Genomic DNA, 21,059 nt, shown 5'->3' with positions numbered 1-21,059 from the left:
CTGTCGCAAACTCGGGCTCTATCCAACACTCGCGAGTTCGCGACAGCTCGCACTATTGATTGGCTTTAAATTTTTGACTTCGCTGCAGTCTCTAACTCGCCGGAGCAAACGGTTAGTAATGCGGGGCGTTCTGTTGTGATAGTTTTAAAGCACCCACTCACCCCATTTCCTATGAGGAAATGGGGAATAAGTTTGACTTAGCTAGCCTTCTTGTTGGGGGATCGATGGGAGATTTTTGCGTTGGTCGTTGAGGCGCTTCTTGGCATAAAAATTAATGGTCACTACCATTAATACAATCATGGCAATAATCGTAGCAATAGTTGAAGAAACTGGTAAACTTTGCTTAAATACTGCTAGCAATACTATCATTGCCAACAAAACCGTTGGCACTTCATTTAATGCCCTAAATTGTTGACCAGTCCACTGACATTCATTCTTTGCTAATTTCTTCAGCAGCCAACCGCAATAGAAATGATAACCTATTAACAAAGTAACTAATGTTAACTTAATGTGCAACCAAGTGTCTTTTAATACATCTGGTTCTGTTGAAATCAACCCGATCGCCATCAGGACAGTCACAAACATTCCGGGCGTAGTAATCAAATTATAAAGACGTTTCTCCATAATTTGATATTGTTCTTTAAGAATTGTTTTTGCCGGTTCTGGTTTCTCTTCAGCTTCCGCGTGATAGACGAATAATCTTACTAAATAAAATAAGCCAGCAAACCAAACGACAATGCCAATAAAATGAAACGATTTAAACCAAAAATAAGCCATGATTTGTTACCTTTAATGAACCACAGAGGCAGAGATTTCCCAGAGGTTTGTTGATTTTCACCTCCAGCAACGGGGTTTCTCGTCGATCATTGTACAAGAAAGTCGGTTTCTTTGTCATCAAGAAACCCAGTTTTTCAGTCACCGGATAGCCCAAGGCCTCAGTCATTGTACAAGAAACCGGGCTTCTTTGCCGTAACTGTTGAGACCCCAAGGATTTTCACTCCCGTACAAAAAATCCGGTTTCTTTGCCGCAACTGTTGAACCCCAAGGATTTTTCCTCCAGCCCCGGCTCGATTGGGCAGCCCAAGCAGTTAATCATACTATAAAAAACCCGATTTCTTTGCTGTAAAGAAATCGGGTTTATAAATAATTTGATAGTTTAAAATGTTAATAGGAATACAATAAACCCCAGGGCGAACGCATCTAAATTTTATGTTAAGAGAATGTGGTATATTGGAGCAGAATTATTGAGTGTCCAAAAATTATTTAATTAGAGTTTACCATTATCAAACTCAAACCACCATTGCCGACCATTTTTCCGACTTAGAAGATCAAGCGAATTTAGCGAACGAAACATCATCAATTAATTGATATTATCACCATCTCAATTTGTGCAGTGATTTGCGGTGCTGATACATGGGTGGATATCGAAAGTTACGGGTTATTCTAAATACGAATAGTTAAAGACAATTTGAAAATTGCCGAATAGTATCCCGACCCATGACACAATTGCGAGAGTATTTTTTCGTCTCAAACCTGAGCAATTTCAAAAATGTTTTTTGAGTTGGATTCAATATTATATTAGTAGTTTACCAAATGATGCTCAAAAACTTGGTGAATCAGTCCGCAGCCATTGGAAAATGGAGAATTCTTTACATTGGGTATTAGATGTGGGTTTTCGTGAAGATGATTGTCGAATTAGAAAAGATAATGCTCCGCAAAATTTTGCTATAATTAGACATATCTCGCTTAATCTTTTGAATCAATAAAAAACCTCAAATACCGGAGCCAGAAATCAGCGACTTCGAGCCGGGTGGGATGATGATTATTTGACTAAGATTCTCGCTGTTGCAGTTAACTAAATTCTTACGAATAACTCATTAATAACTATTAGAACTCTTGCAAAAATCCAAAGCACCCCACCCCAACCCTCCCCTTATCAAGGGGAGGGAGCAAGATTATTCTTGTTTCTCCCCTTAATAAGGGGGGACTAAGGGGGGTAAATTTGACTTTTGCAAGAGGTCTATTATACAACTTGTAAACAGTGGTTATAATATTTTTATTGTCTCAAAATTCGCCTTAAGTCAAAATCACGATTAATCAGTTCCTATTTTATCTAACAGTTCATTACAAAGCGTGTCTGTAGCTTCTAAGAATGGTGAATTCATCTCAAAATATACTCACCACTGATGAACAGTGTTCAATAAGATGCGTTCCCCCTGGGGATTGGATAGGGGTTAGGAGCTTTCCGACAGTTGTATTTTTGGGGAAAAATGTAAGCTGTACTGCATTTTTATTGTAGATTTATTGAGCCATATCAAAGCTGGTGAAATCCTTTCTCCCTGTAATATCACTTTTTGAGCCTAGCAGATAGTTGAATTTTGAGGTTTCTTTTGCTGACCAAATCTAACACAGCCTACAATAGTTTAGGTGAGACAAAACCTAAGTGTTTCCAAGCGGCTGCTGTGGCAATTCTACCCCTACTTGTTCGCTGCAAAAATCCGATTTGCATTAAGTACGGTTCGTAGACATCCTCAATTGTTTGAGTGTCTTCTCCGGTGGAAGCGGCGAGGGTTTCTAAACCAACCGGGCCGCCGTTAAAGTTTTCGATCATTGCTGTCAAAAGTGACCGATCAGTCCAATCCAAGCCTAGGGGATCGACGTTGAACAATTCTAGGGCGATGGATGCAACTTCGGCATTGATTGGCTTTAAATTTTTGACTTCGCTGTAGTCTCTAACTCGGCGCAGCAAACGGTTAGCAATCCGGGGGGTTCCGCGAGCTCGGCGGGCAATTTCTTCGGCTCCTTCTGGGGTGATTTTAGTGTCGAGAACTTGGGCGGTTCTTTGGACAATTAGACTAAGTTCGTCTATTTCGTAGTAGCGCAATCTTTGGATTAAGCCGAAGCGATCGCGCAACGGAGATGTCAGCGATCCGACTTTGGTGGTTGCTCCTACTAAGGTAAAGGGTTTCAGGGGAATGCTGCGGATTTTGGCGCTTTTTCCTTGACCGATCGTAATATCTAAACGGCAGTCTTCCATCGCTGGATAGAGGATTTCTTCGGTAACTTTAGATAAGCGGTGAATTTCGTCGATAAACAGCACGTCGCCTGCTTTGAGGTTGACGAGCAATCCGACAATATCTCGCGGTTTTTCTAGGGCTGGGGCGGTGGTGATTTTGCATTCAACTTCCATTTCTGCTGCTAGAATTAGCGACATTGTGGTTTTTCCCAACCCTGGCGGCCCGTACAGTAACAGGTGATCCATCGGTTCGCCCCGCGATTTGGCTGCTGCAATTGCGATCGCCAAAACTTCTCTCAAGTCTTTTTGTCCGATGTATTCGGCTAACCGCTGGGGGCGGATTTTATCTTCTTGTTTGTTGTTGATTTCGTCTGGTAATTCTTGCGATTCTAGCAGCGATTCCGTCTGGGGTTTAGCTGCTCTTTTTCGGGGAGCAGGGGCTATGTCTTCAGGTAGATTTTGGTCTGGGGGTTGTTGTTTGGAGGAGATTATAGCCATATTTATTTGCGCTCGGACAGCGAAAATTGTTTACAATTATTAGCAGAATCGTGAAAATTATTGAGGTCGTTATGAGTGTTCCATCTTCTTTATTAGCATCGAAAAGTATAACTTTTGAGGAGGCGATCGCGCTGACTCAATCTTTACTGTCGCTGATTCAGAGCGATCGACTTTTAGAGGGAGATATCGAGCAAGCTGTTAAATCTCTAGTGAAAACTCCCAACGGTGCTAGGGGTTTTTTTGTCACCTATCTGACGGACGACCGACAGGCGGCAGACCGGCCGTCACCAGGAGTTATCAAGGCGCTGCGATCGGCTCCTGAGATCGTAGCAGAACTGCTGGTGAAAAATGTGGCGATGTCGGCGGCAATGGTGTTGCATCATTCGCGCCTTCAAAAGGAGGAAATGGCGGCGGGTTCTGCTAGAGTGCAGGAGCGATCGCGCAATTTAATTCAAATCCTGCAAATGCCAGCCTGTCAAGCTGTAGCGTCGCAAATGCTAGAAAGTTTACAAACTAAAGAAGGTGAGTATGAGGAGTTTTTCCAACGCTGGGGCTACGACGACGAGCAAAGAGTCGCGATCGGTTCGGCAGTTGGGGAGGCGATCGGCTAAAATAACCTCCTAAGCCAAAAGCCAGAAGCCAAAAGCCAGAAGTCTAAGCCGGGGAGACAGATCCTTGATCAAAGCGGCCCGGCTGTGGAATAATTGCGGTTTAGCAAAAGCTGCACAATTGTAGCTGGAGTTGATTTAGGTGTGAAGGTAGTCAACGAGGGCGAAAAAATTGCACAGATCGGTGAAAGGAGTTGTCCAAAAAGCCCGAAAGGGCCGCGGCCGGCGACCGACAAACAGCCAGCGCAGGGCAAAGCTGAGTCTGCTGGCTACATTGGTGCGTCGGGACTTGGAAGCTCAATACAAAGGCTCGATTCTGGGCAATTTGTGGCCGCTGCTGAATCAGCTATCGCAATTGGTGATTTACACCTACGTATTCTCGATCGTCCTCAAGGTAAAACTCAAACTTGCAGGCTTCCCGGAAAACAGCGACATCACATTTGGAGTCTGGCTATTTGCAGGTTTGTTACCTTGGAGTGCTTTCACCAGCGGTTTGATTAAATCGGGAGTATCCGTAGTAGGGCAGCCAAATTTAGTCAAAAAAGTAGTATTTCCCCTCGGTTTGCTGCCCCTCGTGCCGATTTTTACAGCTTTTATTGAAAGTTCTCTCGGTTTAGCAGCCTTGATTCTGATCGTAGCAGTATCCTCGCAAAAGCTCAACGCTACTTTATGCTTGCTGCCACTGGTTTGGGTGCCTCAATTGTTGCTCACAGCCGGCTTGGGATATTTGACAGCGGGCTTAACCGTGTTTTTGCGAGACATTCCTCAGACATTAGGTGTTATTCTAAATTTTTGGTTTTATTTGACGCCGATCGTCTATCCAGCATCAATCATCCCCCAACAGTGGCGAGCCTGGATATTTTGGTTGAATCCAATGGCCACCATCTCCGAGGTTTACCGAGACCTCATCCTGTTGGGAGAAGTCAAACACTGGGGCGAATGGGGTGTCGCCACCCTAATCTCTGCTGCTATATTTTGTGGAGGTTTAGCGGTTTACCGGCATTTGCGTCCCGCTTTTGCTGACGTGCTGTAATATGTTTTACATTTAAATGCAATCTACTATCAAAAATCGCGATCGAGGTTCGTAGTGAGGACTTTAGTCCGCATAAAAAATCAAAGGACTCCCATTCCCAACGAGCAAACCTATTTTTTGTTCTAGCGGACATAATATCAATCTAAAATCTAAAATCTAAAATCTAAAATCTAAAATCTAAAATCGGATGACAGAAAATGTAATTTCACTAAAAAATGTTTCCAAATGCTTTAAGCGGTACGATCGTCCTGGAGACCGCTTAAAAGAAATTATTTATCCCAATAAAAAACTTGCTGATGAATTTTGGGCTCTCCACGACATCAATCTGGAAATTGCTCGCGGACAAACCCTAGGAGTAGTCGGTCGCAACGGGTCGGGAAAAAGCACGCTTTTGCAAATCATTGTGGGGACGCTGACACCCACCGCAGGAAGCGTCCGAGTAGAAGGGCGAATCTCCGCTTTGTTGGAACTCGGAAGCGGGTTTAACCCGGAATTTACCGGAAGACAAAACGTGTTTTTCAACGCTCAAATACTCGGATTCAATCAAAAAGAAACTGAAGAAAAATTTGACGAAATTGCTGCTTTTGCTGATATTGGAGATTTCATCGATCAGCCAGTCAAAACCTATTCTAGCGGTATGTTTGTCAGACTGGCTTTTGCCGTTGCGACTAGCGTAGAGCCAGATATTCTAGTGGTTGACGAAGCACTTTCGGTAGGCGACGAAGCTTTCCAGCGCAAGTGTTTTGCCCGCTTGCAAAGCATTCAGGAAGGTGGCGGAACGATTTTATTTGTTTCTCATGCTGCTAGTTCTGTGGTGCAACTTTGTACTTCGGCGATTTTAATGGATAGCGGAGAATTGCTGCTAGCTCACACACCAAAGGTGGTAATTTCTAAATATCAAAAGCTGATCTATGCCGATCCAGATAAAGTCTTGGGGTTGAAGCAAGATATTCGAGTTCTGAACCAACTGACAAAGCAAGAAAGTCAAGAAAATCTTCATAATCCTAATTTAGAAAGTACCAAAAGGGAGGCTGTACCGGAGCAATATATCTCTCAACCCAAGGAACATTATGATGAATTTTACGAACCGGGGATGATCCCGTCGAATACGGTACGGTATCCGTCTCGCGGCGCGGAAATTATTAACCCGCGCATCGAAACGCTGCAGGGAAATGTGGTAAATCACTTGCTCGGCCGTCAAGATTATGTTTACACTTACTCTGTCACTTTCTCGCGGTCAACTTCCAAAGTTAGGTTTGGAATGTTGATTAAAACGATTAGCGGTTTTGAGTTGGCTGGTGCTTCTTTGAAGGCTTCTACTCAGTCAGTTAGATATGTGGAAGCAGGAACGACAATTGTAGTTAAGTTTCAGTTTAAATGTTTGCTGAATCCGGGGGTTTACTTTTTGAATGCGGGGGTGGTGGGAACGGTAGATGAGGATTTAAGTTATCTGGATCGCTGCGTTGATGTGGCGATGTTCAAAGTTCAGTCTTGTACTGAGTCCTGCGGCAACGGCATTGTTGACTTGCTGATAGAACCGTGTTTAACTGTTGTAAATTCTGATTGTCTGGTGCAAGAACAGTCAACGGAAGTCATCTAATAATTCTGTGAAAACTTTGTAAAAATAATGAGCAATCTCAATTTAGAATTGTCCAAAAATCAAGTAATCCAAGCATTGATTCAAGATCGAGCTAAGTTTCCCGAAGATTTTAAACTAAATATTTGCGAAGACGATGAAATGTATTTGTTTAGCTTGAGCAACGTCAAGGAGGATGGAGACGATGGAGACGATGACGATCGCGAGCGAGCTTTGGTGCGCTATTATGCGATCGGGCGACGCATCCGGGATGCGGTTCAACAAGTTGTAGATTGGCATTTTGGCGGCTTTGAAAATGTACCGTCTTTTCTGGATTTTGCCTGTGGTTACGGTAGATTTACCCGGTTTTTAATTCAGGAAATGCCACCCGAGCAAATTTGGGTTTCTGATATTTATGCTAACGCGGTCAAGTTTCAAACTGAATACTTGGGCGTTAACGGTATTGTTTCGACTGGAAAACCGGAAAAATATTTAATTGACCGAAAATTTGACTGCATTCTGGCTAATTCTTTTTTCAGCCATATCCCGGAAAGAACTTTTACGAGTTGGCTCCAAAATTTGTATAATTTGTTGACCGAAAACGGGATTTTGATGTTTAGCGTTCACGGCGATTGTTTGCTGCCTTCTCACATAGAAATGCCTGCTAACGGTATTTTGTTTAGTGCCGAAAGCGAAAGTCAGTCTTTGGATAAGGAGGAATACGGCACAACTTATGTAACTGAAAAGTTTGTGAGAGAAATTGTCGGTAAAGTTAGCGGTGGGAAAGCTTTTGTTCACCGGATCAAAAAAGGCATATGCAGGTTTCAGGATTTGTATGTTGTTACAAATAAGTTAACTAGAGATTTTTCGGAGTTAAATTTTTATCACCACCCTGGAGGATATATTGATGTTGCTGCTTTTACCAACAAGCAGAATTTGTATCTGGAGGGTTGGGCTGCTGATGTGAATTTGGGCGGTCGAATAGAAGAAGTTCAGGTGCTGGTAAACGGTGAGGTGGTGCAGAGGTGCGAGCCTTTTTACGATCGCCGGGATGTGGCTGACTATTTTCAAAAAGATGCAATTTTGCAGTCTGGTTGGAACTGTTATTTACCGAAAAACACTGTGACACCGGAGGATGTGTTAACAGTTAAAGCAATCAATAACTACGGTTGGGAATGGATTCTGGAAATTTGCAGCGTGAAATCGCTGGTGGGCCAACGGCAATCGCAGTCTTTGTTGGGCTCTACTCACGAAAAACTCAAGTTGGTTGAAACTCAGCTAGAGGCGGCTAAAATAGCATGGGAGATAAGTCAAAGTAAGTTAATGATTACTGAACCACTATTAGAAGAATCTCAAATAAAGTTGCAAGAAACTCAAGCTCAATTAATGTCAGCTCACGCGCAGTTGGAACAAACTCAAAGTCAGTTAGTATCTGTGCAAATGCAGTTAGAACAAACAGAATCTCAGTTAATTAATGTCAAGCAAGAATTAGACCGATCGCACAATCGAGTTGAGGCAATGGAAAGCAGCAAGTTCTGGAAGCTGAGAAGCACCTGGTTTCAAGTCAAGCGGTTGCTGGGGGTAGCGGGAGAATAGGGCGGCATCTCCAGCTTTGAAAAAAGCATTTTGATAGCGCGAGCACTTGAAAAGCTCGCGTTAGGAGACTCTTAAATGCTTGGAGGCAGAGGTTTCCGAGAATAATAAGTAAAGTTGGTGTGGGAATTAGGGCGAGGGATATAAATTGTGAGTACAAATGACAGCAAACCGTCGGTTTTTATTGTTACTGGAATGCACCGTTCCGGTACGTCTTTAACGGCTTCTTTGTTTCAGAAAGTCGGGGTTGATATTGGTAAAAAGTTGGTTGGGCCGGCGGTGGGAAATGTGAAAGGTCATTTCGAGAATGTTGATTTTGTGGAGTTTCACAAGAGTGTTTTACGATCGCACGGCATAGATGAACTCGGCTGTACGTTGGAAAAAACGATTCCGGTAGCAGCGTCAGATGTGGAAATTGCGAAACGGGCGATCGACCAAAATCAACAAACTCAGAAGCATTGGGGCTGGAAAGACCCGCGAACAGCTTTATTTTGGGATTTTTGGTTAAAATTGCTCCCCGAAGCTAATTTTATCTGCGTTTATCGATCGCCCTGGGAAGTAGTCGATTCGCTTTACCGCCGGGGAACCGATGTCAGCTTGCTGCAGCATCCCGAAATGGCAGTAAAAATGTGGCTGCACTACAACCAACAAGTCTTAGAATTGTTTGAAAGTTTTCCCGATCGCTGTCTGCTGGCCAACGTTTACCCGATCGGCAACACTCCCGAATTTTTTATCGATCGAGTCAACGAAAAATTTAACGTTAACTTAAGTGCGATCGCCGCCGACAACTTTGAAGAATCTTTATTAGTCAACGATATTGTTAAAAGTCATAGACCGAGTTTAATAGAACAATATTTTCCCGAAGCATTAGAACTCTATCAAGTTTTAGAAACCAAAGCCGGCAATCTCAGCAGCAAATTTCAATTGTCGAATGACCAAATTATTCATTTTCCAGTATCTCCTGTCGGGCCTTTTGAAGATTGGCTCAAAATCCGCTTGCTGGAAAAACAACAAAAAACCAGCAATTTAGAAGTCAAACAGTGGCAAGAACAATTTCAACAAGCTCAAGCAAAAGTGTTGGAATTGGAAACGAAGTTAGGAGAAACTCAAGTACAGCTTGACGGCAAAGAATCTCAATTTCAAGAAGCCCTAGCAAAACTGCTCGAATTAGAAACAGAATTAGGAGACACTCAGGTACAGCTTGACGGTCAAGAATCGCAATTTCAAGAAGCCTTAACAAAAGTCTTGAAATTAGAAACAGAATTAGGAGAAACTCAAGTACAGCTTGACGGCAAAGAATCTCAATTTCAAGAAGCCTTAGCAAAACTGCTCGAATTAGAAGCAGAATTAGGGGAAACTCAGGTACAGCTTGCCGGCCAAGAATCGCAATTTAAAATAGCCTTAACAAAAATTTTAGAATTAGAAGCAGAATTAGGAAAAACTCAGGTAAAGTTTGAAGAAAAAGAATTTAAATTAGATCAAAAATTAGCTGAATTATTGAGCTTGGAAACAGTCCAGAGTCAAACTCAGCAAGATTTGGAACAATCGCGGCAGGAAAATGCCAAAATCCAGGCTGAACTTTCTGCAATCAAGTCTTCTGACTGGTGGAAACTTAGAGAAAAATGGTGGGAATTTAAGCACAAAATCCGCGATTTATTCCCAAGATTTGTTTTTTCTTTAGACCAACCCACTACTTGGCAAGTTAGCGATTCCTACCTGCTAATTAAGGGTTGGGTGTTTAACACAAAAAAAGATATTAAAGCTGTCCGCGCCCGAATTGAAAATAAGAGTTTTGCCGCTGTTTACGGTCTGGAAAGAAGCGACATAGCTAGCTGGTATTCTAATATTGGGTCGGCAAAAAAATCTGGTTTTACAATGGAATTGCAAGCTCCCGCCGGACGGCACGAGGTGTTGTTGGAAGCGCAAGACGAGGGAGGAAAATGGCATTTTTTGGCAGCTTATCCGCTGTTAGTTTCAACGATTCAAGCGTCGTTAGATGTACCGGTGGTGTGGGAACAGCGTCAGGGTCAAGTTTTGTTTGCGGGTTGGTGTTGTCACCACGATCGCAAAATTGCTAAATTAAGTCTTTTGTGCGGCGATACTTCTGTAGAATGCGCCTACGGTTTGCGCCGAAAAGATGTCGGCGAAGTGTTTCCTGACTGGGTTAACAGTTCGGAAAGCGGCTTTGAGGCGCTTGTCAATTTGCCTCCGGGTGAATGGCACGTTTCTCTGCAAGCCGAGTTAGAAAACGGGGAAATTTTGTATTTTCAAGCACCGAAAATATTGACTGTGCGGCGCTACGATATTTGGCAGCGAAGTGCTGATAAATATGAGGAGTTTTCGAGTTTTGTAGAGGCAATCCGGCAGCGGGCGAGGGAGAGAAAACAGCGTCTCGGCAGAATTGTGCCGATGCCTTGGGAAATTGTGAAGGTGATGCGTCAGTTTGGGAAGATTTACAAGCAGCAAAAACAGTTTACTGCGCCGGGAGATTTGCTGCCGCCTGCGGGTTTTGTGCTTGCTTCACCGATTGATAGGTATGATGCTTGGCTGGAGGTGAATCAGTGGAACGATCGCGCGCGCGATTACCTGATTTATCGGCTAAAATCCTGTGGGGAAGCGCTGCCAAAAATCTCGGTGGTAATGCCAGTTTACAATCCGCAGATAGATTTTCTCGAAAGTGCGATCGACAGTGTAATCAATCAAGTTTATCAAAACTGGGAACTCTGCATCGCCGACGATCGCAGTACCGACGGTACGGTTGCTGAAACTTTGAAAAATTGGGCCGCAAAGGACGATCGTATCCGCATCACATTTCGCACAGAAAACGGCAACATCAGCGCCGCCACCAACAGCGCCGCCGCCCTCGCCACCGGCGACATCATCCTGTTTTTAGACAACGACGACGAACTAACTCCCGACGCATTAGGCGAAGTCGCCTTATATTTTGCCGCGCATCCAACCACCGACTTTCTCTACTCAGACGACGACAAAATCGACACCAAAGGTCGCAGATTCGCCCCGCAATTCAAACCAGAATGGTCGCCAGAACTGCTGCTTTCCTATATGTATCTCGGTCATTTGTGCGCCGTCAAAAAAGAAATCTTTGAACAAATAGGCGGCTTGCGGCTCGGTTTTGAAGGCTCGCAAGATTACGATTTTGCCTTGAGAGCAACCGAAATTTCTCGCCGCGTCGCCCACCTGCCTTTAGTGCTTTATCACTGGCGAACCGCACCAGGTTCTACAGCCGTATCTGGGGCCGCGAAACCATCCAGTTTTTCCGCAGGTCAACAAGCCATTCAAGACGCACTAAACCGCAGAAAAATTAAGGGAACTGTCGCTCAGCACGCCTGGGCAATCAAAGAAAATTTGGGCATATTTGCCCAGGATTTCCCTGATGATGGCCCGTCAGTAACTTTGATTATTCCTACTAAAAATCAAGTTAAACTGCTGAAAGCCTGTATCGATTCTCTCGAAATTACAACATACAAAAATTATCAAATTGCTGTCATTGACAACGAAAGCGACGATCCAAAAACCCTGGAATATTTAAATCAGTTAACTTGTCAAGTTTTGCGAATCAAAAATCCTGGAGGAAAGTTTAGTTTTGCGGCAATTAACAACCGCGCTGTCGAACAAGTTGACAGCGAATACGTGTTGTTTTTGAACAACGATACTGAAGTAATTACCCCGCGATGGCTGAGTCAAATGGTCGGATACGCTCAAATTCCTGCTGTGGGTGCAGTCGGTGCGAGGCTGTTATATCCCGACGGCAGAATTCAACACGCGGGCATAATTCACGGCCTCCATCACGGTTTAGCTGGTCACGCTTTTAAGCTGATGAACAGCGACAATCGAGGCTATCTTTCTCAAGCGATGGTAACGCGAAATTACTCGGCGGTAACAGCCGCTTGCACGATTACTCCGCGTCAATTGTTTTTAGAATTGGGCGGTTTTGATGAGGAGAATTTTGCTGTTGCTTACAATGATGCGGATTACGGATACCGATTGTTAGAACGCGGTTATCGGTGCGTTTACTGTCCCGATGCGGAGTTGTTGCATAAGGAGGGAACTTCTAGGGGTTTTACTGACAATCCTCAAGAAGTTGCAGCTTTTAGGCGCAAGTATGCGAGGAAAAATGATGGTTTTTACAGTCCTCATTTGTCTTTGGAAGATGAGTATTTTCATATTCAACCCCGACGGGTTTTTATGAAGGAAGAAGGTTCGGCAACGAGCAATGTACGGGATGTAACGGATGTAACGGATGGCGGATTGGCAGCGGATTTTGTAGCGGATTTAACGGATTTAACGGATGTCACTGATGGAAGGGACAAGGGAGAGTTACAATTTGCTGATGCTAGTTTGTTGGTAGGAGAAGCAGAGAATCTGATTCATCCTATCAAAGTTTTGATGTGCAGCAATTCGCTGGATTTTACGGGCGCGCCGCTGCATCAGTACGAAATTGCGGTGAAATTGGCGGCTGAGGGTGCGATTTTGCCGATCGTACTTTGCACGACAGACGGGCCGCTGCGTCAAGCTTACGAACAGCAGGGAATTGAAGTCATTGTGCGCGACAATCCCCTCGAACACATCTATCAACGCGATGCTTACGATGAAGCTATCCACAGCTTTAGCAAGGAAATTGAAAGTTTAAAAGTAGATGCGGTTTATGCCAATACTTTAGAAAATTTCTTTGTAGTTGATGCGGCCCAGGAAATCGGAATTCCGGCGGTGTGGAACGTTCACGAAAGCGAACCTTGGCAAACTTATTTTAACAGGTTTGGTTCAGAGATTGCGGCGAGAGCTTTGGAGTGTTTTCGCTTTCCTTACAAAGTAATTTTTGTGGCGGATGCAACGCGGGACAGGTATTTACCTCTCAACAGCCACTACAATTTTACAGTGATTCACAACGGTTTAGATTTGAGCAAACTGGAAAATTTGGATAATTTAGAAGTTGCTAGAAAAAGCTTAGGTGTTGCAACCGAAGATGTGGTAATTTTGCTGCTGGGGACAGTGTGCGAACGCAAAGGCCAGCAGGATTTAGTTAAGGCACTTTCGCTTTTGCCTGAAAAATGGCACAATAAAATTAGGTGTTTCATTGTGGGCGATCGCCCGAGTATTTACAGCAGTAAATTAGCCGATATGGTGGGCGAATTGCCGGAAGAGTTGCGGCAAAGGGTGACAGTAGTTCCAGAAACAGGGAAACCAGGAAAATATTACAAAGCGGCGGATATTTTTGTTTGCACTTCTAGGATAGAAAGTTTTCCGAGAGTGATTTTGGAGGCGATGGCCTGCGATTTACCAATTATTACATCGCCGGTTTTTGGGATTAAGGAACAAGTAAAACCGGGAATTAACGGTTTGTTTTATACACCGGATCGCCCGGAAGAATTAGTGGCAGCTTTGATTAGCTTATTGGAGGATAAATCCTTGCGCCAGCAGTTAGCTGGAAATGCTAAATATGTCTTGGATTCACTCAATACTTTTGAGGAAATGACTCAAGCTTATGCAGACATTTTCTGCGAAGCATATTTTGCTAAAGAATAAACGTTTAATAAAATCCAATGGTAAAAAATATGCCATCAAATTCCTCTAATAATACAGAAGATGAAAATCTCGATAAATCTACAGCTCAAAATTACTGTGAATCTAACCAAACAGCCGTAATCGCAAAAGACGGTTACTGGCTATCTAATCCGATTATTGAAAAAGCTGTAAATCATCGGCTATCAGGTGGAAAAACAGAAAATTACTGGCTATGCTGGTTAGTAAATAAATTCTTCAAAAAGCGACGGTTTGATAATCTTTTGTCTATTGGTTGCGGAGTAGGCAATCACGAGATTCTGATGGCAAAATTAGGATTTGCTACTCAAATTGATGCCTTTGATTTTTCCGAAACTTCTTTAGAAATAGCTAGAAAAGATGCCACAGCAGCGGGAGTAAATATTAATTTTTATCAAGATGACTTTAACTCATTTATAATTGACAAGAACAAAAAATATGATATAGTTTTTTGCTCTGGTTCGCTGCATCATGTCAAAGAACTCGAACGATGTTTATCAACCATTCAAAAATGTTTAAAGCCCGATGGATATTTTATTGTCAATGAATACATAGGAGATTGCTATAATATATACAATGAAAATCAAGTAGATTTGCTCGATCGCATTTACAAATGTTTTGACTACACGCTAAGGTCGGGAACAAGTGAAACGTTTTCTCGTCCTAGTATTGAGCAAGTATTTGCGAAAGATCCTTCGGAAGCAGTCAGGTCAAAGCTGATACTTCCTTTCTTGAAGTTCTACTTTGATATGGAAGTTTTAAATCCCGCTGGTGGGGGTTTGCTTTACGAAATGTACCCTTTGTTAGATCACTGTCAACTTTCTGATGGAGACCCCAAGAGTGAAACAATTGTCAAGTTATTGCTTGAGTTTGAGACAATCTTAATGGATTTGCCGACAGGACTATCAAGTGATTTTTGTTTGTGTATTTTGAGACATAAAAATCCGAAAATCTTAGAAAAATGGTTGCTGGGAATCTGGAGGAAAGCGAATCGTGGTAAACTTATTTTAACAAGTTTGGTTCGCCGATGGCGGCGAGAGCTTTAGAGAGTTTCCACTTTTGCGGGTGATTTGTGTGTTGTGTGCGACGCAGGAAGATATTTGCCGGCCCATAACTAGCAACCACAATTTTATAGCGATTTACTTCCCCTAAAATTTTTACAGAAGCTGATTTTACACATAATAGACTTTAAATCTAATACCAGAGTTAAAAAAAACTATGTTCTCAAATTCTGAAAACAGACAAAATGAAAATTCCCATAAATTAATAGCTCAAAAATACTGGCAATCTAACCCAACAGCCGGATTTACAAAGGAGGGTTACTGGTTATCCAATCCGATTATCTCAAAAACTGTAAATTATAGGTTGTCAGGCGGACAAACAGAAGGTTATTGGTTAACATGGCTAGTAAATAGCTTCTTCAAAAAACAACGGTTTGATAATCTTTTGTCTGTTGGTTGCGGAGTGGGAAATCACGAGATTTTGATGGCTAAATTAGGATTGGCTACTCAAATTGATGCCTTTGATTTTTCTGAAACTTCTTTAGAAATTGCCAGGAAAGATGCCGCAGCAGCGGGAGTAAATATTAATTTTTATCAAGATGATTTTAATTCATTTATAATTGACGAAAACAAAAAGTACGATATCGTTTTTTGCTCTGGTTCGCTGCATCACGTCAAAGAAATAGAACGATGTTTATCAACCATTCAGAAATGTTTAAAACCCGATGGATATTTTATTGTCAACGAATACATCGGAGATTGCTATAATATATACAATGAAAATCAACTCGATTTGATCAATCGCATTTACCGATGTTTTGACTCCCGGTTGAGGTCGGGAACAAGTGAAATATTTTTAAATCCCAGTATTGATAAAATATTTACGAAAGATCCTTCAGAAGCCGTCCGATCAAAGCTAATACTTCCTTTCTTAAAATTCTACTTTGATGTAGAAGTATTGAATCAAGCCGGCGGGGGTTTGCTTCACGAAATTTACCCTTCGTTAGATCACTGTCAACTTTCTGATGGATCTCCAAAGAGTGAAACTATTGTCAAATTATTACTGGAGATTGAGAAAATATTAATGGATTTGCCGGGAGGACTCTCAAGTGATTTTTGTCTGTGTATTCTGAGAAAAAAAACAAAAAATAATGGAAATAGTACCGCCTAAAATAGACTACGAAACCGCATGGGACAGTTACGCCCAACAGTGGCAAAAAACTAATGCCGAACTTGCCCATCTTGGCGACGAATGGATAGGTAAAGCCGCAGGTGCCGCCAACTCCTTAAGCGAATACGAAGCGCTGATCGAACAGCAATTTATAGCGCCGTATATCAAAAAAGAACATACGGTTTTAGAAATTGGTATCGGCGGCGGAAAAACAGGTTCGCTGCTGCTGAAATATTGCGATCGCCTAATTTGTGCCGACATTTCCAGTCAAATGCTGCAAGCCGCCCGATCGCGCTTGGGAGACGATCGCGTTTCTTACGTCAAACTCGACGGTTTAACATTAGACGGCATCGCCCCCGGTGCAGCCGATGTCTGCTTTTGTTACGATACAATGGTACACGTAGAACCCGTAGACATATTCAACTACCTAACACGCATTCCCAAACTGCTGCGGGGCGATCGCCTTTGCGTCTTTCACCACGGCAATATTCTCACCGAATTGGGCTGGGAAAAATTCGCCAGCGAGTGGGATAAAAACTTATTGGGACGCAGAGATGGCACTGCATTCTCAATAATGACTGATACAATTATGGAAAAATTTCTCAACCATTTAAACTATGAAATCATCCTGAAAAACACAACTTCAGTACCGCGAGATTGCGTCTGGATCTGCAAAGCACCCCCCTACCAAGAGTAAAATCAAAGCTTTTACTCGCAGTTAAATACTGAATTTTTACTAACAACTGCCAACCATTCGACAAGCAATCGGGCTAACTGCCAACTACCAACTGCCAACTGCCAACTGCCAACTGCTAACTGCCAAATGAAAGCATTATTTCTTCACCCAAACTTCCCCGCCCAGTACCGCCACATAATCACGGCTTTAGGCGCAGATCCCAAAAATCAGATTGTTTTCGGCACTAAAAACGAGCGTCCCGAATGGAACATTCCCGGCGTTCGCAAAGCAGCATTTACACCAAGCCGCGAACCTAACCCGCAGACTCACCAATACGTCCGCCCTTTAGAAAGTGCCGTCATCTACGGACAAGCCGTGTTTAGAATGGCAGAACAACTTAAAGCAGACGGTTTTGTACCCGATATTATCTGCGGACATTCCGGTTGGGGGCCGACACTGTTTGTCAAAGAAGCTTTCCCAAATACGCCGCTTTTGTGTTATTTCGAGTGGTTTTATCACTCGATCGGTTCCGACGCAGATTTCGATCCGGCTGAACCTTTAACAGTTGACGACATGGCGAGAATTAGAATCAAAAATGCGCCGATTTTGATCGATTTATACTCTTGCGATTGGGGTTTGTCGCCGACATACTGGCAGCGATCGCAATTTCCCCCAGAATTGCAGCAAAAATTATCCGTACTCCACGACGGCGTAGACACCGATTACTTCAAACCAGATCCAGGCGCTAAACTAATTTTGCCCAACTTAGATTTGTCTGGCGTTGATGAAATTGTCACCTATGTATCGCGGGGAATGGAACCTTATCGGGGCTTTCCAGAGTTCATTGAGTCGATCGCCTACGTGCAAGAACGCCGCCCCAACTGTCACGTTGTAATTGTTGGTTCAGACAGAGTTTGTTACGGCCGTTCTTTACCAAACGGCGAGTCTTACAAAGACCATATGCTCAAAAAAGTGCCACTAGATATGTCGCGAGTTCACTTTGTCGGGCCGCTACCCTACGGACTGTATTTAAAAGTAATTCAAGCATCGGACGTACACGTTTATTTAACCAGACCTTTCGTGCTATCTTGGTCGATGATTGAATCTTTATCGACAGGATGTTTAGTAATCGGTTCCGACACCGGGCCTGTTAGAGAAGTTATCCGCGACGGAGAAAACGGTTTAATCGTCGATTACTTCTCGCCAAAACAAGTAGCCGATCGCATTGACGAAGTTTTAGACCATCCTACCCGCATGGCAGAAATTCGTGTCAAAGCCCGTCAAACCGCTCTAGAACGCTACAGTTTAGCTAAAATGTTGCCGCAGCAATTACAATTGATCGAACAGATAGCAAATCGATCGATGCCGCCGACAGTTGGTATGCAGCCAGAACGGGAATTAGCCGCATCTTTTGGAGTGAGAATTTAGCACATTCCTAAACGCAATATCATATGTTGCACCATTCTCAAAAACAGGCTGTCCGGCCTGTTTATAAAAGGCTTGTTGAGAATGGTGCAACATCTCAGACGCACCCTACATAATCTTAGGCACTTTGAAAAACTCCCCATCGCGATCGGGAGCACCAGCCAAAATACTTTCTCCATCAGCAAAAGGTTGCAAATCGTCCGATCGCATAATATTGCTAACATCGATCGCCCGCGTTGTCGGTTTTACCTTACTCGTATCCAGTTCTTTCAACTGCTCAAAATAATCCAAAATACCGTTCAGTTGACCAGTAAACTGCTCTTCTTCTGCCGGCGTTAATTCCAATCGGGCTAAATTCGCTACTTTCCGAACTTCTTCTCTGTCAATCATAATATATTGGGAATTGGGAATTGGGAATTGGGAATTGGGAATTGGGAATTGGGAATTGGGAATTGGGAATTGGGAATTGGGAATTTGTTATTTGTTGTTTGTTGTTTGTTATTTGTTGCTTGTTATTAAAGAAGTTACTAACCAATAACCACTAACCCATAACTACTAACCAATAACTACTAACCAATAACTACTAACTATGCCCAATTCCCAATTCCCCATTCCCAATCATAGTTAAAAATACACATCAATTTGCGATCGGCCTGTCGTCTTCAGCCAATTTTGCACCTCAATGTAATTATTCGGCGCTAAGCGAATAGCCTCTTTCCAATAATCTGCAGCCTTATCAAACAACCCTTCCGCCGCTTCCACATTGCCAGATTCCTTTTCCTTTTCCCCTTGATAGTGGTAAATCACAGCAATATTATTCAGCGCCTGCGGCATTCTCGGATTCAGTTCCAGCGCTTCGCTGTAATACTCCAAAGCTTGCTCGTGTTCGCCGTTGCTAGTATGGATCAGGCCCATATTGTACAACACGTAACTGCGATCGTAAGGATCTTCTTCCAGCTTCAGCGCTTCATGATAATTGTCCAGCGCTTCAGCATATTCGCCATCAGCTTGAGCCGACATACCATCTCGATAGTAAGCAAAAGCTTCCTTCGCCTGCTTTTTCGCCGGCATAATCTTCAGGATAATATCGGCCATTACCGTGAAACTTTTGTCAATAAAGTTATCGTTGCGTTGAGTTCTGGGCATAATTCGATTCTTTGGTTAACGGCCAATCAAAAATATTAGCCTGTAAAGTTTTCCTATTAAGAGTTTTGCGACTGTTTCGGTTCAGTCCGGCCGCCGACGCTTGGAAACGCTGGTGAGACACAACTGCAAAGCTGAAAACACGCGCTTGCGAGGTGCAAAAGAGTGCAAATCTCATCCATTTTAGATAACTCTTGCCAGTATTGACAAAAAAAACCACATTTCTTTAACCTATTGACCGCACTCTACGGGCGATCGGGCAAAAACCTAGCAACATTTCGCCCCAAAGTCAAGAGCATCATCAAAAAAATTCATAAACCAGCGACTCAAAACCAGTTTGAATTCCCACAATATATAATATAAACAACCGGGTAATTTTCACAGAGAGAAACCTATGGCTCCGAATCCCACCATTATGCAAGCCGTCGAGCAACTTGGCTACCGCGTTACGGTTGGAGACGTGGCGGCAAAAGCTGGATTAGACGTTAATTTTGCCCAGCGAGAACTGTTAACCCTCGCCTCCGAAGCAGGCGGCCACCTGCAAGTAGCAGAATCCGGCGACATTGCCTACCTATTTCCCAACAACTTTCGAGATATTTTGCGAAACAAATTCTTTCGCTTGCAGTTGCAGGAATGGTGGCAAAAAATCTGGAAAATTCTATTTTACCTAATTCGAGTATCTTTTGGCATAGTGCTGGTAGCTTCCATCCTCTTAATTTTTGCGGCCATCACGATGTTACTCTCCAGCATGAACAGCGACAATAACGGGGGAGGCGGAGGCGGAGGCGGAAGCGACGGTAACAGAGGCGGCGGATTCTTCTTTTTTCCCTACTTCTGGAACGAGTTACCCTGGATATTTTATTGGAACCATAACGAACCTTACTACCAGCAGCAATCGCGCTTAAGCGGCCAAAAACCCCAGATGAGTTTTCTGGAAGCAGTTTTCTCCTTTCTATTTGGAGATGGCAATCCAAATTACAATTTAGAAGAGCGCAAGTGGAGCGATATTGCCGTCGCCATTCGCAACAACCGAGGTGCCGTAGTCGCCGAACAAATAGCGCCCTATCTCGACAATCTCGGACAAGGATACGCGAGAGAATACGAAGAATATATGCTACCGACTCTCGCGCGTTTTGACGGCCGCCCCGAAGTCAGTCCCGAAGGACAAATAGTCTACCATTTTCCGCAATTGCAAACCACAGCAGTTCAAAAAAATCCTCAACCAGTAGGAGCTTATTTGCGAGAAATGCTGTGGCGTTTCAGCCACGCCAGCTCCGGCCAACTCATGCTCGCGGCAGGGTTGGGAGCCGTCAATCTTGTCGGTGCGTTAGTTTTGGGGAATTTATTAACTAAAAGTGCGATCGCCAGTGGATTTATCGGTTTCGTCAGCGGTATTTATCCACTACTGCTGATTTACGGCATCGGATTTTTGACAATTCCCTTAATTCGGTACTTCTGGACTCAGTGGAAAAATAGCAAGATAGAAACCCGGAATCAAGAGCGGCAGCAGCGAGCCATGTTATTAAACCAACCAGATGCCAACTTGCAGCAAAAATTAAGCTACGCCCAGGAATTTGCAGCAGAAAACCTACTGACTGGAGAAGATTTAGCTTATACAACAGAAACCGATTTAACCCAACAAGAACTAGAACAGTCAGCAAAAATAGATGCCGAATGGCAGCGGCGAATCGATGGAGTTTAGATTTTCTATTTGACGATTTGAAATTAATTAATAATTTTGAGTCAACATCTAAAATCCG

15 protein-coding genes and 1 pseudogene are annotated in these 21,059 nt (G+C 43.3%); 11 read left to right on the top strand and 5 right to left on the bottom strand.

The features are described 5' to 3' along the window. Positions 1–18: 18 nt before the first annotated feature. Entirely contained in the window at positions 19–120 is a 102-nt protein-coding gene (locus tag QUA01_RS27295; protein WP_333423514.1) for a hypothetical protein, read from the bottom strand. An 81-nt stretch (positions 121–201) separates the two neighbouring features. Next, complete coding sequence (gene hemJ / locus QUA01_RS03035) at positions 202–777, bottom strand: protoporphyrinogen oxidase HemJ (protein ID WP_333087660.1); 576 nt, start codon at positions 775–777, stop codon at positions 202–204. Between the two features lie 489 nt (positions 778–1,266). On the opposite strand from hemJ, the pseudogene QUA01_RS03030 reads away from it, so the two are divergent. Further along, positions 1,267–1,859 (top strand): annotated as a pseudogene (locus QUA01_RS03030) (ISAs1 family transposase). Positions 1,860–2,413: 554 nt separating this feature from the next. Here QUA01_RS03030 and ruvB read toward each other — a convergent pair. After that, on the bottom strand, positions 2,414–3,514 hold the full coding sequence (gene ruvB, locus QUA01_RS03025) for a Holliday junction branch migration DNA helicase RuvB (protein ID WP_194010242.1): 1,101 nt from the start codon (positions 3,512–3,514) through the stop codon (positions 2,414–2,416). Between the two features lie 71 nt (positions 3,515–3,585). Between ruvB and QUA01_RS03020 the strand changes: the two genes are divergently transcribed. The 9 genes from QUA01_RS03020 (at position 3,586) to QUA01_RS02980 (ending at position 18,159) form a co-directional block, all read left to right on the top strand. Further along, positions 3,586–4,125 (top strand): hypothetical protein, encoded by a 540-nt coding sequence (locus QUA01_RS03020; RefSeq protein WP_194070679.1) that lies wholly within the window; start codon positions 3,586–3,588, stop codon positions 4,123–4,125. A 181-nt stretch (positions 4,126–4,306) separates the two neighbouring features. Next, positions 4,307–5,155, top strand: a complete 849-nt coding sequence (locus QUA01_RS03015; protein ID WP_194070687.1) for an ABC transporter permease — start codon at positions 4,307–4,309, stop codon at positions 5,153–5,155. A gap of 187 nt (positions 5,156–5,342) precedes the next feature. Further along, on the top strand, positions 5,343–6,755 hold the full coding sequence (locus tag QUA01_RS03010; RefSeq protein ID WP_194070678.1) for an ABC transporter ATP-binding protein: 1,413 nt from the start codon (positions 5,343–5,345) through the stop codon (positions 6,753–6,755). 27 nt (positions 6,756–6,782) lie between these two features. Beyond that, positions 6,783–8,327, top strand: a complete 1,545-nt coding sequence (locus QUA01_RS03005) for a methyltransferase (RefSeq protein WP_333087663.1) — start codon at positions 6,783–6,785, stop codon at positions 8,325–8,327. 147 nt (positions 8,328–8,474) lie between these two features. After that, positions 8,475–13,868, top strand: a complete 5,394-nt coding sequence (locus tag QUA01_RS03000; RefSeq protein WP_333087665.1) for a glycosyltransferase — start codon at positions 8,475–8,477, stop codon at positions 13,866–13,868. Positions 13,869–13,897: 29 nt separating this feature from the next. Next, the gene (locus QUA01_RS02995; RefSeq protein ID WP_333087668.1) at positions 13,898–14,929 is read left to right on the top strand and encodes a class I SAM-dependent methyltransferase; all 1,032 of its coding nucleotides are present in this window, start codon (positions 13,898–13,900) and stop codon (positions 14,927–14,929) included. Positions 14,930–15,101: 172 nt separating this feature from the next. Next, the gene (locus tag QUA01_RS02990; RefSeq protein ID WP_333087669.1) at positions 15,102–16,055 is read left to right on the top strand and encodes a class I SAM-dependent methyltransferase; all 954 of its coding nucleotides are present in this window, start codon (positions 15,102–15,104) and stop codon (positions 16,053–16,055) included. Then, the gene (locus tag QUA01_RS02985; RefSeq protein WP_333087671.1) at positions 16,036–16,752 is read left to right on the top strand and encodes a class I SAM-dependent methyltransferase; all 717 of its coding nucleotides are present in this window, start codon (positions 16,036–16,038) and stop codon (positions 16,750–16,752) included. Before QUA01_RS02990 ends, QUA01_RS02985 begins: the two co-directional genes overlap by 20 nt. Positions 16,753–16,878: 126 nt before the next feature. Next, on the top strand, positions 16,879–18,159 hold the full coding sequence (locus QUA01_RS02980; RefSeq protein WP_333087673.1) for a glycosyltransferase family 4 protein: 1,281 nt from the start codon (positions 16,879–16,881) through the stop codon (positions 18,157–18,159). Between the two features lie 105 nt (positions 18,160–18,264). Here the strand turns inward: QUA01_RS02980 and gatC are convergent, their stop codons facing one another. Together gatC and QUA01_RS02970 are read right to left on the bottom strand one after the other, a co-directional pair. Beyond that, a complete protein-coding gene (gatC, locus tag QUA01_RS02975) occupies positions 18,265–18,546 on the bottom strand; it encodes an Asp-tRNA(Asn)/Glu-tRNA(Gln) amidotransferase subunit GatC (protein WP_333087674.1) in 282 nt (93 codons plus the stop codon). 234 nt (positions 18,547–18,780) lie between these two features. Further along, positions 18,781–19,302 carry a photosystem I assembly protein Ycf3 gene (locus QUA01_RS02970; protein ID WP_194010252.1) on the bottom strand — a complete coding sequence of 174 codons (522 nt, stop codon included), beginning with the start codon at positions 19,300–19,302 and terminating at the stop codon, positions 18,781–18,783. Positions 19,303–19,693: 391 nt separating this feature from the next. Here QUA01_RS02970 and QUA01_RS02965 point away from each other — a divergent pair, with 391 nt between their 5' ends. Next, a complete protein-coding gene (locus tag QUA01_RS02965) occupies positions 19,694–21,001 on the top strand; it encodes a hypothetical protein (protein WP_333087678.1) in 1,308 nt (435 codons plus the stop codon). Positions 21,002–21,059 lie beyond the last annotated feature (58 nt).

The sequence above is a fragment of the Microcoleus sp. S36a_B3 genome, assembly GCF_036700745.1.
GTDB lineage: Bacteria > Cyanobacteriota > Cyanobacteriia > Cyanobacteriales > Microcoleaceae > Microcoleus.
Note: the sequence above shows the minus strand (reverse complement) of the source record. Positions and strands in the feature narration are given on the sequence as shown.